Below are 16,008 nucleotides of genomic sequence, written 5' to 3' on the forward strand. Positions count from 1 at the left end.
ACCCGGGTATTTTTACGCTTATTATTTTTTCCCGATAAATCCCTGTAAACTAATACAGAACAGGTTGAATTTACGGACTATTCCCCTTATAATAAAACTAAGCAATCATACAAAAATGTAAAGGAGGTATTTTATGATTAGCGCTATTTGGACGCAAAACTATACGCCGGTTGGCGATAGCGTTTGGCTGTCCGCCCTTGTTGCACTTATCCCTATTATTTTCTTCTTAGTCACCCTTGGGGTACTACGTTGGAAAGCGCACGTTGCCGGTTTCTGTACGGCGGTTTTATCAGCACTTATTGCTATTATTGTTTTTAAAATGCCGGTTGCATCCGCAGTGATGGCCGGGGTCAATGGGTTCCTATATGGTTTATGGCCCATTGCCTGGATCATCATTTGTGCGGTCTTCCTCTACAAACTATCCGTTAACAGCGGCCAGTTTGATATTATCCGGGACAGTATCCTGTCCATTACGGAAGACCAACGGATTCTGGTGATCCTGGTTGGTTTCTGCTTCGGGTCCTTCCTGGAAGGGGCCGCTGGCTTCGGGGCACCTGTTGCTATTGCTGCAGCCCTCTTGGCCGGGATCGGTCTGAAACCCCTGTATGCAGCTGGTCTCTGCTTAGTGGCCAACTCTGCGCCGGTTTGCTTCGGTGCCCTGGGGGTGCCGGTTATTACCGCCGGGTCCGTTACCGGGATTGATGCCAGCTTAATCGGTCAACAGGCTGCCAACCAATTGGCCATCCTGTCCCTGATTGTACCGCTCTTTATTGTTTTCCTGATGGACGGCATGCGGGGGATCCGCGAATGCTGGCCTGCAGCGATTGTAGCCGGTGTATCCTTTGCCGGTGCCCAGTTGGTTTCCGCCCATATCTTTGGGCCCCAGCTGCCTTCTATTATTTCCGCTGTTGTTTCCCTCCTGGCCATGGTTGTTCTTTTACGGGTCTGGAAGCCGAAACACGTCTATACCGTTGAAGAGGCAGCGAAAGAAGCCGGTGAAGAAGTACAGGCCGGTGCCCTGGCTGACCTGCAGCACCATTCTGCCGGTGCCATCGTTCGGGCTTGGAGCCCCTTCTTACTGCTCATCGTCTTCGTTATCATCTGGACCAATAAAGGCTTCAAAGCCCTCTTTGCGCCTGGTGTAGACGGGGCTGCCGCCGGTCCTTTAGCCGGTACGGTCCTCACCTTTGAAATGCCGGGCCTACACAATATGGTCCAACAGGCCATGCCGATTGGGGACAGTGTCCTGCCGGCGGTCTTTAAGTTGGACATCCTCAGTGGGACCGGGACGGCTATCTTCCTGGCAGCCATTGCCACTGTTTTCGTTTACGGCATGGGCGCCAGCAAGGCCATTGATACCTTTAAAGAAACCGTCAATGAAATGAAATGGGCGATTGTCAACATTGGTTGCGTATTAGCTTTCGCCTATGTCATGAACTTCTCCGGTATGGCTTCCACCATGGCCCTGGCCCTGGCTTCTACCGGTGCACTCTTCCCCTTCATTTCCCCGTTAATCGGTTGGGTTGGGGTATTCTTGACCGGGTCTGATACATCTGCCAACGCCCTCTTCTGTGGCCTGCAGGCAACGACGGCGAACCAAGTTGGCGTCTCTGACGTCCTCCTGGTTGCAGCCAACTCTGCCGGTGGGGTTACCGGGAAGATGATTTCTCCGCAATCCATGGCCATTGCCTGTGCAGCTGTTGGTATTGTCGGTAAAGAGAGTGAATTGCTCCGTTACACGATCCGCTTCAGTTTCCTTTTTGCCTTACTGATTTGTATCGTCAATGGTCTCTTTGCCTATGTACTGCCCTTTGCCGTTATCGGCTAAGTCCTCACATATTTTGCGAACGCCCCCGGGGGCGTTCGCATTTTTTGTGTGACAGGCAGGCCTCCTCATGATAGAATAGGAGTGTTATAGAGATGAAGGGAGGCGCCGATGTCAGTCAAACAAAAGATGGGTTATTGGCGGTTAGCCATGGCCCTACTGGTCTATGCTGTGATATGGATGGGCTACAAGGGGTGGGTGCCCTACTGGGGCGGTGCCTTTCTGCTGCCCATAGGGACGCTTTTTCGGCCTTATTCGGCTGAAGGGATGAAGAACTGGCCCCGGGTGGAAAAGGCCGGCCTTTTCTTTTATACCGTCAAGTGGTTTGCAGTCATCCTGTTGGTCCTGGCCGGTGGGCTGGTGCTGGGGGCGGCTTTTTTTGCCGTTCCCCTGTCGACATTGGTACCGGTCTTGCAAAAGGAATGGCTGGTGGTCATCCCTCTCTTATTTGTACCGGTGTGCAGTTACTTAAATTATGCCAAGCACTTTGTCAATGACAGCTTGCGTCGGGCCCAAGCAGCCCCTCAGAATGGCCGCCGTAAAAAGAAAAAATCAGCTAAAAGGAGATAACGATGACGGAATTCAGTGCAGAGACAACTTCTAAATTCGACCTTTTTGGAGCAGATGTATTTAGCGATGAAGTGATGCAGCAGCGTCTGCCTAAGCGTATTTATAAATCTCTTAAAGCGACCATTGAAACCGGGTCAGACTTAGATAAAGATATTGCGGAAGTCGTTGCGGCCGCCATGAAGGACTGGGCCATCGAGCGGGGGGCAACCCACTTTGCCCACTGGTTCCAGCCCATGACCGGGATGACCGCTGAAAAACATGAATCTTTTCTGGAACCGGTCGGTAATGGCCGGGCCATTACCGAGTTTTCCAGCAATAACCTGGTCAAGGGGGAACCGGATGCCTCCAGCTTCCCATCCGGGGGCCTGCGGGATACCTTTGAAGCCCGGGGCTACACCAGCTGGGACCCGTCCAGCCCGGCCTTTATCAAGGATAAAAGCCTCTACATACCCTCGGTATTTTTCTCATACACCGGGAACGTTTTAGATAAAAAAACCCCCCTCCTGCGGTCTATGAATGCCATCAACCAGCAGGGCCTGCGGATCATGCGCCTCTTTGGTGACTATGCGACCCGGCGGATTCATGCCTATATGGGGGCCGAGCAGGAGTACTTCCTGGTGCCCCTGAACCATTACCGGAAGCGGAAGGACCTCTTTATTTGCGGCCGGACCCTTTTCGGGGCCCCGGCACCCAAGGGCCAGGAGTTTGAAGACCACTATTTTTCCGCCATCAATGAACGGGTGGCCGGCTTCATGCGGGAGCTGGACGAAGCCCTCTGGCGGCTCGGGGTACCGGCCAAGATCAAGCACAGTGAAGTGGCCCCGGGTCAGTTTGAACTGGTGCCGGTCTTCAATACCTGTAACGTGGCCAATGACCAAAACCAGCTGGTTATGGCCTGCATGCACAACATTGCCCCCCATCATGGGCTGGCCTGCCTTTTGGCCGAAAAGCCCTTCCAGGGGGTCAATGGGAGCGGCAAGCACATCAACTGGTCCATCGGGACCGATGACGGGGTCAACCTCCTGGTGCCCGGCAATACGGCCAAGGAAAATGCCCGTTTTCTCCTCTTCTTCTGCGCCATGCTCCATGCCGTGGATACTTATCCGGAACTTTTGCGGGCAGTTATCTCCTCTTCCGGCAATGACCTGCGCCTGGGCGGCGATGAAGCGCCGCCGGCTATTCTCTCCATCTATATTGGGGAAGAAATGCTGGAAGTCCTGGAAGAAATTGAAAAGGGCCGGGATTACAATACTGTCGATAAGGGGATGATGGAACTCGGGGTCAATATCCTGCCCAAGCTCCCCAAGGACATCTCCGACCGGAACCGGACTTCACCCTTTGCCTATACCGGTAATAAGTTTGAATTCCGGATGCCGGGGGCCTCATCTTCGACCGCCGGCCCGAATATTGCCATCAATGCCGCCTATGCCGAAGTCCTGCGTCAATATGCAGACCGGTTGGAAGGGGCGGAAAATTTCTGGGATGAGCTGAGCCGGCTCATTGTCGATGAAATCCGGGAGCATAAGCGGGTGGTCTTTAACGGCAATAACTATGCCGATGAATGGGTTGACGAAGCCAAGCGTCGGGGCCTGCCGGTCATCAACCATGCCCTGGATGCCTTTATGGAATACAACAGCCCTAAAAACTGCAGCCTCTTTACCGAGCAGCAGATTTACACCCGGGAAGAAATTGACTCCCGGCGGGATATCCACCTCCTGGAATACATCCGCCGGATTAACATTGAGGCCCTGACCATGGTGGAAATGGGCAATAAAAACATCATCCCTGATGTCCTCCGCTATGAGCAGCTGCTCCTGTCCATCCTGCGGGACAAGAAGGACCTTCAGCTCAATGTCTCTGAAAGCGCAGAGTATGCCCTCTTAGCGGAACTGTCCGGCTACCTGAATGCCTTCCGCCAAGCGGTCATTAAACTGGACCATTCCATCGGGTCGGCCCAGGCCCTCCAGGATGACCTGGTGGCCTGCGCCTACAGTTATCAGGATGATGTCACAGAAAATATGAAGGTGGTCCGGGAGCTGGGCGACCGGCTGGAAGTCATTTGCGACGAAAGTGTCTGGAGCATGCCCAGCTATACGGCGCTACTCCTGGAAGGCTGATATGGGCCTTTTTAAAGGTGGCCTGAAGCGCCGGTCTTTGGGACAGATTGCAGGCTTTCTAATCCTGATGAGCGCCGCCTCCCGCGTGCTGGGATATGTGCGCGAAATTGTCCTCACCACGGTTTTCGGCCAGGGGCCGCTGACCGATGCTTATAAGGCCGCCTTCCTTATTCCGGATGTCCTGTACCTGATTTTAATTGGCGGTGCCTTCAGTACCGCTTTTATCCCCGTCTTGTCGGGTTACTTTACCAAGGGCGAAGACGAAGAGGCCTGGAAGGTGGCCTCGACCATCTTAAACTTTGTCCTGGTTGCCGTCACGGTGGGCATTGGCCTTTTATACCTGGCGGCCCCCTGGGTGGTCCTCCACTTTATCAGCCCCGGCTATGCGGTCGAAACCCAGGCACTGACCATTTACCTGACCCGGGTCATGCTCATCCAGAGCTTTTTCATGTGCCTGTCAGGGATTGCCCAGGGCATCTGCCATGTCCACCAGCAGTTTACGGCACCGGCCGTCGGGCCCCTCCTGTATAATATCGCCATCATCGTCATCGGCCTCCAGCTGATGGACCAATATGGGATCCGGGCCTTTGCCTACGGGGTGGTCATCGGGAGCTTTTTAAACTTCGCTGTCCATGTGCCCTACCTGGTCAAGCTGGGCTTCCGCTACTACCCGGTTCTGGACTTACGCCACCCGGGGGTGGTGGAATTCTTCCGCCTGGCCCTGCCGGTGATTTTGGGCCTGTCGGTCATTTATCTGAATACTTTCGTGACCCAGTACCTGGGCAGTTGGTTGGCGCCGGGGACGGTGACCCTGCTTAATAATGCCAACCGGCTCATGCAGCTGCCGGTCGGGGTCTTTGCCATTGCCATCGCTACGGCTTATTTTCCCCGCCTGGCCGAGTCTGTCTCTGCCGGGGAAATGGCAGCCTTTAAGAAACAATTAACCGCCGGGATTAACCAGATTTTTTTCCTTCTGGTACCGGCTTCTGTGGGCCTGTGGGCGGTCAGTGAACCCCTCATCCGGGCCCTCTACCTACAAGGGCGGTTTACCGACCACAATGTGGTGGTTACCGCCCAGGCCCTGGCCCTTTATGCCATTGGCATTGTGGGCTACAGCCAGCAGCAAATGTTAAACCGGGGCTTTTACGCCGTTCGGGATACCCGGTCGGCGGTCCTGATGAATGTAGTGGTTATCGGGACCAATATCGCCTTGTCCTTTCTCCTGGTTGGCCCTATGGATTTCCGCGGCCTGGCCCTGGCCTATTCCATTGCCGGGATGCTGGCCATGGTCCTACTCTTTGTGGTCCTGCGACAGAAAATCGGCGCCTTTGGCGGCCGGCACATTGCCCAGAGCCTGGTCAAGGTCCTGGTGGCCAGTGCCGTCATGCTCTTGGCCGTTCGTTTGACCCTCTTTGGCCTAGACGGCCTGACCTTGACCAGTAAGGCCGCCCAGCTGCTTGTTCTGGGCATGGCCATCACCATTGGCATGGCCAGCTATACCGGCATGGCCCTTATTTTACGGATTGATGAAATGGAAGAGGCGGTTGGCAGTTTGCGCCGCAAACTCCGCTTATAGCCGCTTCAGGAAGGAGTTTTATGCAAAAAAAGATACGTAACTTTTGCATAATCGCTCACATAGACCATGGCAAATCTACCCTTGCAGATCGCTTATTGGAAGCCACGGGAACGGTCAGTGAGCGAGACATGCAAGCCCAACTTTTAGATAATATGGATTTAGAGCGGGAGCGGGGGATCACCATCAAGCTTCAGACGGTCCGCCTTAATTACACCGCTAAGGATGGGGAAGAGTACATCTTAAACCTCATTGATACCCCGGGGCATGTGGACTTTACCTATGAAGTGTCCCGGTCCCTGGCCGCCTGTGAAGGGGCCCTCCTGGTTGTTGACGCGGCCCAGGGCATTGAAGCCCAGACCCTGGCCAATGTCTACCTGGCCTTGGAGCATGACCTGGAAATCATTCCGGTTATCAATAAGATTGACCTCCCCTCCGCAGACCCGGACCGGGTCAAGGAAGAAATAGAAGAGGTCATCGGCTTAGATGGGGACGATGCCATCCTTTGTTCCGCCAAAACCGGGGAAGGCATTGAAGATATCCTGGAGGCGGTGGTCAAGACGGTCCCGGCTCCGGCAGGGGACCGGAATGCCCCTGTCCGGGCCCTGATTTTCGATTCCTTTTATGACGCCTACCGGGGGGCGATTGCCTACGTCTGCGTCAAGGAAGGGACCCTCCATGACAAGGACCGGATCACCATGATGGCCGGCAAGAAAAGCTTTGACGTCACGGAACTGGGCGTCCACGTCCCCGGCGAGAAGAAGGTCAAGTCCCTGGCTGCCGGGGAAGTGGGTTATATTGCCGCCAGCATGAAGGAAGTGGCCGATACCCGGGTGGGGGATACCATCACCACCACCGACCGGCCGGCGGCAGAGCCCCTACCGGGCTACCAGAAAGCCACCCCCATGGTCTATTGCGGCCTCTACCCGGTGGACAATGAACAGTATCCGGAATTAAAGGAAGCTCTCATCAAGCTCTCCCTTAATGACGCGGCCCTGGAATACGAACCGGAAACCTCCCAGGCCCTGGGCTTTGGCTTCCGCTGCGGCTTCTTGGGCATGCTCCACATGGAAATCATCCAGGAGCGGCTGGAACGGGAGTATAACCTGGAGCTTATCACCACCGCCCCTTCGGTTATCTACCATGTCTTTTTAACCGACGGGAGCATGGTTGAGGTGGATAACCCGGCCTTCATGCCCTCGCCGCAGCGAATTGACCACATCGAAGAACCCTTTGCCCGGGTCCAGGTCATGGTCCCCTCAGACTTTGTCGGCCCCGTTATGGAGCTGGGCCAGGAACGCCGGGGCCGGTTTAAGGATATGCAGTTTACTGGCAAAACCCGGGCCACCGTCATTTATGATATGCCCCTTGGGGAAATTGTCTTTGACTTCTTTGACCAGTTGAAAAGCCGGACCCGGGGCTATGCCTCCCTGGAATATGAACTGGGCGATTACGAGGCCAGTAAACTGGTCAAGCTGGACGTCCTGGTCAATGGGGAAGTGGTCGATGCCCTGTCTTGTATCGTTCACAAGGACAAGGCCTACCACCGGGGCCGGGCCCTGGCTGCCCGCCTCAAGGAACTCCTGCCCCGGCAGCAGTTTGAAGTTCCCATCCAGGCTGCCATCGGCAACAAGGTCATTGCCCGGGAAACGGTCAAGGCCCTGCGGAAAAACGTCTTGGACAAGTGCTACGGCGGGGATATCAGCCGGAAGCGGAAACTTTTAGAGAAGCAAAAGGAAGGGAAGAAGCGGATGAAACAGGTGGGGAACGTGGAAATTCCCCAGGAAGCCTTCATGGCCGTCCTTTCCCTCAACGAAACAGACTAAAAAGCAAAAGCGCCAAATGGTCGGTATTTTATCCTGCCATTTGGCGCTTTTTTTGGGCCCCGCTATCCGCTATCCTAAATCCTATGGAGGTGTTCGTATGCAAATTATTGATGCTCATGCCCATGTTGGGCAGTTCGGTGGCTGGGCGAATGTCGCCAATGGCCCATCCGATCTCATTAAAACCATGGATGCATACCATATTCAACAAGCCATTATCTGTCCCACCGGCTTTGATACCAATGATGAAGCAGCTGCCGCTGCAGACAAGTACCCGGACCGGTTCATTCCCCTGGCCTGGGTCCATCCTATGAATGCCGGCCCGGAAGCCGCCCGCCATTATATCGAAAAGCGGGGCTTTAAGGGGATCAAGCTCCACCCCCTCTTCAATGCCTATGCCGCCGATGACCCCGGCGTAGACCCCCTCATGGAAGAGGCCGAGCGGCTGGATGTACCGGTCTTTATCCATTCCGGCCACGTCCCCTTCGCCACCCCCTGGCAGATTGCCCTCTTGGCAGAACGCCACCCCAAGGTCCGGGTGGTCATGATCCACATGGGCCATGGTCATGGCATTTACGTCCAGGCTGCCCTGGATATGGCCTGTCGGTATGACAACATCTGGCTGGAAATGAGCGGGATGCCCATGCCTAGCAAGATTAAAGAAGCCTATGACCGGGTCGGTCATGACCGGATCTTCTTTGGCACCGACCTGCCCTTCCATGCCCCCCAAGTGGAAATAGACAAGGTCCGCTACAGTGGCCTGTCAGAAGCCGCCCAGGAAGACGTTTTTTACAACAACATCAAAAAATTCATGGGCCTGTAAGATTGGCACAAAAAATAATTGCCTATCTATCAGCCTCTTGCAAGGATGACTAGAAGCGTATATAGCTTAGCTGGGCTTGCTCCTCTTGTTGTGGACCTGCTCTTTGTGTTACAATGTAATATGAAAGGAGTGAGGTAGATGGCTACAATAACCACACGAGTCAATGCAGAAGAAAAAGACCTCATTCAAAGTTATGCTCGCTTTTTCGGTTTGTCCGTTTCTGATTTTATCCGGCAGACCGTTATTGAGAAGATTGAAGATGAGTGGGACATTCAAGTTGCTGATGAGGCCTACCAAAATTACCTAGAAAACCCTAGCGATATTGTGCTTTTTTCCGATATTGAAAAAGAGTTACAAGTATGAGCTATGAGCTTGTCCTTACCCGTAATGCTGAAAAAAAGCTCAGTCAACTAGATAAAACCACTAGGAAACGTATTGCCCTGTGGTTGGCTAAGCACCTACAAAATACTGAAGAACCAAGGGTTCATGGTAAGGCTTTAAAAGGTCATTTAACTGACTACTGGCGGTATAGAATTGGTGACTATCGGATTATTGCCAGAATAGAAGATGAGAAGCTCATCATCTTAGTCGTGGAAATAGGGCATAGAAAAGATATCTATCGTTCATAAATCACCAATCTTGCAAGATTGCTTCCGAAGTATATACTAGGCTTAAGGAAATACGATACATTATAATCACTAAAAAGCCCACCAAGTGCCATTGGTGGGCTTTTGACATTTATTTAAAATCAACGATAGCTTAGTTAGAAAGCCGGAGCCGTACGCCTTTGTGTACCCTGGGGATAGGCAGCCGGTGCCGGTCTTATGGGCCGGCTGTTTTTCTGCACAAAAAAAGCTTAACCACCCAAGCCTGGGAATGGCTAAGCTTTATATGGACCATCAGGGGATCGAACCCTGGACAACACGATTAAGAGTCGCGTGCTCTACCAGCTGAGCTAATGGTCCGCTACAGTTGAGTATTATACGCCTTTTCAGGAGGGCTGTCAATATTTCTTCACAGACTTTTGACAAGAACCTGGACTTATGTTAAAATATAATTCCGATACAGGGTTGTTGAGAAAAATATTAAATTTCCTCTTGACGAAACTGTATAAGGTATGTATAATGTACTTCGCTGGTTGGATAACCGGCCTGTGGAGGGGTTCCCGAGTGGCCAAAGGGGACGGACTGTAAATCCGTTAGCTCAGCTTTCGAAGGTTCGAATCCTTCTCCCTCCATCATATTGCCGCGGGGTGGAGCAGTTGGTAGCTCGTCGGGCTCATAACCCGAAGGTCGCAGGTTCAAATCCTGTCCCCGCAATTTTTTATGCTGATATAGCTCAGTAGGTAGAGCGCCACCTTGGTAAGGTGGAGGTCTCCGGTTCAAATCCGGATATCAGCTTTTTTGGCGGCATAGCTCAGCTGGCTAGAGCATACGGTTCATACCCGTAGTGTCCGGGGTTCAAGTCCCTGTGCCGCTATCTAAGCGTACAGACAAGTGTCTGTGCGTTTTTTTGTTTATAGGGGCAGGTCAACATCCTGTAAAGAACAAGTTGTTTTAAAATATATCTTTTATGGGTATCTATCTTATAGTGCTCATTGAAAGGAGACAGCTAATATGAAAAAAAGATGGATCGCCCCTGTTTTAGCCCTGACCCTGCTGGTAACAGCTTGCGGGAACCAGGCCAGCCAACAACCGGCTACTGATGATGACCAAGGATCTGCCCCAGCCAAAACAGAGCAAACCGATAAAAATACCGCAGCCCAGGTCTCTGAAGAGGATATCGCCCAAGCCAAGGCCGATAAAGAGGCCGCCTTTGATAAGTTTAAAGAACTCCATGCCGACATGGACCTGACCCAGTTTGAACTGTCTTATGAAAATGGCCGCCTGGTCTATGACCTGGAAGGGGAAAAGGATGGTCAAGATGTTGACGTCGTCTTAGACGCCAATGACCTGTCCGTCGTAAAAGATGACCTGGACAACGATGACGATGCCACCGTCGATCCGGCCATCAGTAAGGATATGCTGGCCAAGATTGACGCCCTTGTCGACGAAGCCATTAAAGACAGAGACGGGTCTTATGCCACCAGCTACAGCCTGTCCCACGATGATGGCCGTTGGGTTTTAGATGTTGAAACCAAGGACCAAAACAAGCAAGAAGTGGAATACAGCTACAACCTGGAGACCGGCGAACTGATTGAAAAAGACGCCTAATCTCCCGGCCTTGTACCCCTTAAAAGGCTTAGAGCGCACTCCGGTGCGCTCTTTCTTATTCCTGGCTTGCTTAAGGCTTGCTTAAAAGTTAGGCCAGCCGGGTATATAGGGTACGCGTGTTCTGAATGAGCAAGAGCAGAAAGGAGAGAGGCCATGCCTGATTTTCAACTGGTAAGTGATTTTAAGCCCACCGGGGACCAACCCCAGGCCATTGATGCCCTCTTGGAGGGCTTAAACCTGGGCTATCCCAAGCAGACCCTCCTGGGAGTTACCGGGAGTGGGAAGACCTTTACCATGGCCAATATCATTGCCCGGGCCAACCGGCCGGCCCTGATCTTTGAGCCGAACAAGACCTTGGCCGCTCAACTCTATAGCGAGTTTAAAGCCTTTTTTCCCAATAACGCTGTCGAATACTTCGTCAGTTACTACGATTACTACCAGCCGGAAGCCTATGTGGCCCGGACGGATACCTTTATAGAAAAAGATGCCCAAATCAACGAGGAAATCGAAAAACTCCGCCACAGTGCCACCGCTGCCCTCCTGGAACGTCGGGATGTCATCATTGTGGCCTCGGTGTCCTGTATTTACGGCTTAGGGTCCCCGGACTTCTACAAGGACCAGGTCGTGAACCTCCGGGTAGGCCAGGAGGTGGACCGGGATGATATCCTCCGCCGCCTGGTGGAAATCCAGTTTGAACGGAACGATATTGACTTCAAGCGGGGGACCTTCCGGGTCCGGGGTGATGTGGTCGATATTTTCCCGGCCTCATCCAGTGAGAAGAGCATCCGGGTGGAATTTTTTGGCGATGAAGTGGACCGGATCACCGAGGTCGAAGCCCTCACCGGCAAGACCCTCGGCGTTCGCAAGCACGTGGCCATTTACCCCAATACCCACTATGTGACCTCGCCGGATTATTTAGAGACCGCCATTGCTAATATTGAAGCGGAAATGCGCGAGCAGATTGCCAAATTTGAAGGAGAGGGTAAGCTTATCGAGGCCCAGCGGATCGGGGAGCGGACCCGGTATGACCTGGAAATGCTCCGGGAGCTGGGCTATTGCTCCGGGGTGGAAAACTACTCCCGGCCCCTAGCCGGCCGGGCCCCGGGGTCAACCCCCTATACCCTCCTGGACTTCTTCCCGGAAGACTTTATTACCTTTATTGATGAAAGCCACGTGGCCGTGCCCCAGATTGGCGGCATGTACGCCGGTGACCGGTCCCGGAAGGAAAACCTGGTCAACCATGGTTTCCGCCTGCCCTCCGCCCTGGACAACCGGCCCCTGACCTTTGATGAATTTGAAGACCGGGTCCGGCAGACGGTTTACGTCAGTGCGACCCCGGGCCCCTATGAAGAAGAACACGCCCTGCAAACGGTAGAGCAGATTATCCGACCGACGGGCCTCTTGGACCCGCCCATTGAAGTCCGCCCCATTACCGGGCAAATCGATGATCTCATGGATGAGTGCCGCCTCCGCATGGACCGGAATGAACGGGTCCTGGTCACCACCCTGACCAAGCGGATGGCCGAGGACCTGACCGATTACCTGGCCAATGCCGGTATTCCGGTCCGTTACCTCCACAGTGAAGTCAAGACCCTGGAGCGGATGGAAATCCTCCGGGACCTCCGGCTCGGCGAATTTGACGTCCTAGTCGGCATTAACCTCCTCCGGGAAGGCCTGGACCTGCCGGAAGTTTCCCTGGTGGCCATCCTGGATGCTGATAAGGAGGGCTTCCTCCGGAGTGAGCGGTCCATGATCCAGACCGTTGGCCGGGCCGCCCGGAATGCTAACGGCCAAGTCATCATGTATGCTGACCACATCACCGGGTCCATGCAGCGGACCATTGACGAAACCAACCGCCGCCGGCAGATCCAGATGGCCTATAACGAAGCCCATGGCATTACCCCGGAAACCATCCGCAAGCGGGTAGCTGACGATATCCGGGCAACCGAAAAGGTCGCCGAAGAGGAGTCTGCCTATCTTTTGAAAGAGGTGCCCCTCGACCGAAAAGGTCGCAAACAGCACCTGCAAATCCTGGAAAAAACCATGAAAGAAGCGGCCAAGAACTTAGAATTTGAAATTGCGGCCGAATTGCGTGATGAAATTCGCCGTATTAAAGCCGGTGGCCAGTAAAGCCGGCAATAGAGAATGGAGGACCTATGGCCCAAGACTATATCAAAATCCGCGGCGCCCGCGTGAATAATTTAAAAAACATTGACCTGGATATTCCCAGGGAAAAATTGATCGTCGTCACCGGCTTGTCCGGGTCCGGCAAGTCATCCCTGGCCTTTGATACCATTTATGCCGAAGGGCAGCGGCGGTATGTGGAATCCCTATCATCCTATGCCCGGATGTTCCTGGGCCAGATGGATAAGCCGGATGTTGACGATATTTCCGGCCTGTCCCCGGCCATTTCCATTGACCAGAAAACCACCAGTCGGAATCCCCGGTCCACCGTCGGGACGGTAACGGAAATTTACGACTACTTCCGGCTCCTCTTTGCCCGGGTCGGCCATGCCCATTGCCCCTCCTGTGGCAAGCCCATTAGCCGGCAGACCGTCGACCAGATGGTGGACCAGATCATGGCCCTGCCCGAAGGGACCCGGCTCCAAATCCTGGCCCCGGCCGTCCAAAACCGGAAGGGCGAATTCAAGCGCCTCCTGGACCAATTTCGGGAAGCCGGCTATATCCGGGTTCGGATTGACGGCGACCAGTATGACCTGGCCGAGGATATCCAACTGGCGAAAAACAAGCGGCATGACCTCCAGGTGGTCATCGACCGGATCAAGGTCCGGCCGGATGTGGAAAGCCGGCTGGCCGGGTCCCTCCAGGCCGCCTTGGAGATTGCCGAAGGGGAGGTCTGGGTCGATGCCGACGGGGAAATTCTCCGCTTTAGCGAGCATTTTGCCTGTGCCGACTGCCATATTTCCATGCCGGAAATCAGCCCCCAACTCTTTTCCTTTAACAACCCCCTGGGGGCCTGCCCCCATTGTGACGGCCTGGGGGCCACCCGAGCCCTGGACCCGGACCTCATCGTCGATGACCCCGCCATGACCCTGGCCGAAGGGGTCTTAAAGCCCTGGCGGAAGGGGTCCGCCTCAGACTTCTATCCGAAAATGCTCGAAGCGGTCGCCAAGCTGGAAAATATTGATAGGGATACCCCCTGGAAAAAGTTGCCGAAAAAGGCACGGGACTTCATCCTCTATGGGGGCGACCATCCGGACCTCCGCTTCACCTATACCAACCTTTTTAAGGAGAAGAAGACCTACCGGAAGCCCTTTGAGGGCCTCATTCCCAACTTGGACCGGCGCTATAAAAATAGCACGAGCGACTATGTTCAGCAGGAAATCGAATCCTATATGATTTCTAAAACCTGCACCCACTGCCATGGTCACCGGCTCCGGCCTGAAGCCCTGGCGGTGACCGTTGGCGGCAAAAATATTGCGGAAGCCACCGCCTTTAATATTGCTGAGGGTCTGGCCTTTTTTGAAAACCTGGACCTGGATGAGCGGGAGGCCTACATTGCCCGGCTCATCGTCAAAGAAATCATTGACCGGCTTCGCTTCCTGGTCAACGTTGGCCTGAATTACCTGACCCTGGACCGGATGGCCGGGACCCTCTCCGGCGGGGAGGCCCAGCGGATCCGCCTGGCCACCCAGATTGGGTCCGGCCTGGTGGGCGTCCTCTATATCTTAGACGAACCCTCCATTGGCCTCCACCAGCGGGACAATGAGCGGCTCATTGAAACCCTCCGCCATCTGACTGACCTGGGCAATACCCTCATCGTTGTCGAACATGATGACGAAACCATGCGGGCTGCCGACTTCCTGGTGGATGTCGGTCCCGGTGCCGGCGAACACGGCGGGCAGATTGTCGCCAGCGGCAGCCCGGAAGAGGTTATGGCTAATGAGGCATCCATCACCGGCCGCTTTTTATCCGGTAAGGAGTGCATCCCTGTCCCTTCCAGCCGCCGGCCGGTAGACCCGGACCGGCATCTGAAGGTCCGGGGGGCCAAGGAAAACAACTTGCGCAATATTGACGTCAGCTTCCCCCTGGGCGTCCTGACCTGTGTGACTGGGGTCTCCGGCAGCGGCAAGTCCACCCTGGTCAATGAAATCCTGGACAAGGCCCTGGAAAAACACCTCTACACCCAGTCCAAGGCCCGCCCTGGTGCCTACAAGACCCTGGAAGGCCTGGACCAGGTCGATAAGGTTATCAATATTGACCAAAGCCCCATTGGCCGGACCCCCCGGTCCAACCCGGCCACCTATACCGGCGTCTTTGACGCCATCCGCCAGCTCTTTGCCGATACCAAAGAAGCCCAGATCCGCGGCTATAAGCCCGGTCGTTTCAGCTTCAACGTCAAGGGCGGCCGCTGTGAAGCCTGCCGGGGTGACGGGATCATCAAGATAGAGATGCACTTCCTCCCGGACGTCTACGTCCCCTGCGAAGTCTGTCATGGCAAACGCTACAACCGGGAAACCCTGGAAGTCCACTACCGGGGCAAGACCATTGCCGATGTCCTGGAGATGACCGCCGAAGAGGCCCTGGCCTTCTTCGAAAATATCCCCCGGATTGCCGGTAAGCTTCAGACCATTGTCGATGTCGGCCTGGGCTACGTCCGCCTGGGCCAGCCGGCCACCACCCTGTCCGGTGGCGAGGCCCAGCGGGTCAAACTCGCCACCGAGCTGTCCAAAAGGCCTACCGGTAAAACCGTCTACATCCTAGACGAGCCGACCACCGGCCTCCACGCCGCAGATATTAAAAAACTCCTGGACGTCCTAAACCGCCTGGTCGATGGCGGCGAAACCGTCATCGTCATCGAGCACAACCTGGACGTCATCAAGTGCGCCGATCACCTCATCGACCTGGGCCCGGAAGGCGGGTCTGGCGGTGGCCGCGTGGTCGCTACCGGGACGCCGGAAAAGGTAGCCCAAAGTAAAAAAAGCTATACCGGCCTCTTCCTCCGGCCAATCTTAGACCGGGGTTGGTAAAAATATATAAGCTGAAAGCCCCGGAAAACCGGGGCTTTTTTATAAACCACTAAGTCATACTTGCTTAATTAAA

At 54.4% G+C, this 16,008-nt stretch carries 11 protein-coding genes and 5 tRNA genes; 15 read left to right on the forward strand and 1 reads right to left on the reverse strand.

What is annotated here, in order from left to right; translation table 11 throughout:
* Positions 1–133: 133 nt before the first annotated feature.
* The 8 genes from ACKQTC_RS00460 (at position 134) to ACKQTC_RS00495 (ending at position 9,360) form a co-directional block, all read left to right on the forward strand.
* On the forward strand, positions 134–1,828 hold the full coding sequence (locus tag ACKQTC_RS00460) for a lactate permease LctP family transporter (protein ID WP_408976485.1): 1,695 nt from the start codon (positions 134–136) through the stop codon (positions 1,826–1,828).
* A 108-nt stretch (positions 1,829–1,936) separates the two neighbouring features.
* Positions 1,937–2,395 (forward strand): hypothetical protein, encoded by a 459-nt coding sequence (locus ACKQTC_RS00465; protein ID WP_408976486.1) that lies wholly within the window; start codon positions 1,937–1,939, stop codon positions 2,393–2,395.
* Positions 2,396–2,397: 2 nt separating this feature from the next.
* Positions 2,398–4,512 (forward strand): glutamine synthetase III family protein, encoded by a 2,115-nt coding sequence (locus ACKQTC_RS00470; protein WP_408976487.1) that lies wholly within the window; start codon positions 2,398–2,400, stop codon positions 4,510–4,512.
* 1 nt (position 4,513) lies between these two features.
* Positions 4,514–6,088, forward strand: coding sequence for a murein biosynthesis integral membrane protein MurJ (gene murJ, locus ACKQTC_RS00475; protein ID WP_408976488.1), 1,575 nt, complete (start codon positions 4,514–4,516; stop codon positions 6,086–6,088).
* 20 nt (positions 6,089–6,108) lie between these two features.
* Positions 6,109–7,911 carry a translation elongation factor 4 gene (gene lepA / locus ACKQTC_RS00480; protein WP_408976489.1) on the forward strand — a complete coding sequence of 601 codons (1,803 nt, stop codon included), beginning with the start codon at positions 6,109–6,111 and terminating at the stop codon, positions 7,909–7,911.
* Positions 7,912–8,008: 97 nt separating this feature from the next.
* Entirely contained in the window at positions 8,009–8,731 is a 723-nt protein-coding gene (locus ACKQTC_RS00485; protein WP_408976490.1) for an amidohydrolase family protein, read from the forward strand.
* Positions 8,732–8,869: 138 nt separating this feature from the next.
* A complete protein-coding gene (relB, locus tag ACKQTC_RS00490; RefSeq protein ID WP_408976491.1) occupies positions 8,870–9,094 on the forward strand; it encodes a type II toxin-antitoxin system RelB family antitoxin in 225 nt (74 codons plus the stop codon).
* On the forward strand, positions 9,091–9,360 hold the full coding sequence (locus tag ACKQTC_RS00495) for a type II toxin-antitoxin system RelE family toxin (RefSeq protein WP_408976492.1): 270 nt from the start codon (positions 9,091–9,093) through the stop codon (positions 9,358–9,360). The genes relB and ACKQTC_RS00495 overlap by 4 nt, the downstream gene beginning before the upstream one ends.
* 263 nt (positions 9,361–9,623) lie before the next feature.
* Here ACKQTC_RS00495 and ACKQTC_RS00500 read toward each other — a convergent pair.
* A tRNA-Lys gene (locus tag ACKQTC_RS00500) sits at positions 9,624–9,696 on the reverse strand.
* 190 nt (positions 9,697–9,886) lie between these two features.
* On the opposite strand from ACKQTC_RS00500, the gene ACKQTC_RS00505 reads away from it, so the two are divergent.
* From ACKQTC_RS00505 to uvrA, 7 genes are all read left to right on the forward strand, one after another.
* Positions 9,887–9,968: transfer RNA gene (locus ACKQTC_RS00505), tRNA-Tyr, on the forward strand.
* 9 nt (positions 9,969–9,977) lie between these two features.
* Positions 9,978–10,050 (forward strand) — tRNA-Met (locus ACKQTC_RS00510).
* A gap of 8 nt (positions 10,051–10,058) precedes the next feature.
* Positions 10,059–10,131 (forward strand) — tRNA-Thr (locus tag ACKQTC_RS00515).
* Between the two features lie 5 nt (positions 10,132–10,136).
* Positions 10,137–10,210 (forward strand) — tRNA-Met (locus tag ACKQTC_RS00520).
* Positions 10,211–10,347: 137 nt separating this feature from the next.
* A complete protein-coding gene (locus ACKQTC_RS00525) occupies positions 10,348–10,944 on the forward strand; it encodes a PepSY domain-containing protein (RefSeq protein WP_408976493.1) in 597 nt (198 codons plus the stop codon).
* Positions 10,945–11,097: 153 nt separating this feature from the next.
* Positions 11,098–13,074, forward strand: coding sequence for an excinuclease ABC subunit UvrB (gene uvrB / locus ACKQTC_RS00530; protein WP_408976494.1), 1,977 nt, complete (start codon positions 11,098–11,100; stop codon positions 13,072–13,074).
* Between the two features lie 26 nt (positions 13,075–13,100).
* Positions 13,101–15,935 carry an excinuclease ABC subunit UvrA gene (gene uvrA / locus ACKQTC_RS00535; RefSeq protein ID WP_408976495.1) on the forward strand — a complete coding sequence of 945 codons (2,835 nt, stop codon included), beginning with the start codon at positions 13,101–13,103 and terminating at the stop codon, positions 15,933–15,935.
* The last annotated feature ends 73 nt before the right edge of the window (positions 15,936–16,008 follow it).

This window comes from Peptococcus simiae (assembly GCF_046097595.1).
In the GTDB taxonomy this organism is placed as follows: Bacteria; Bacillota; Peptococcia; order Peptococcales; family Peptococcaceae; genus Peptococcus; species Peptococcus simiae.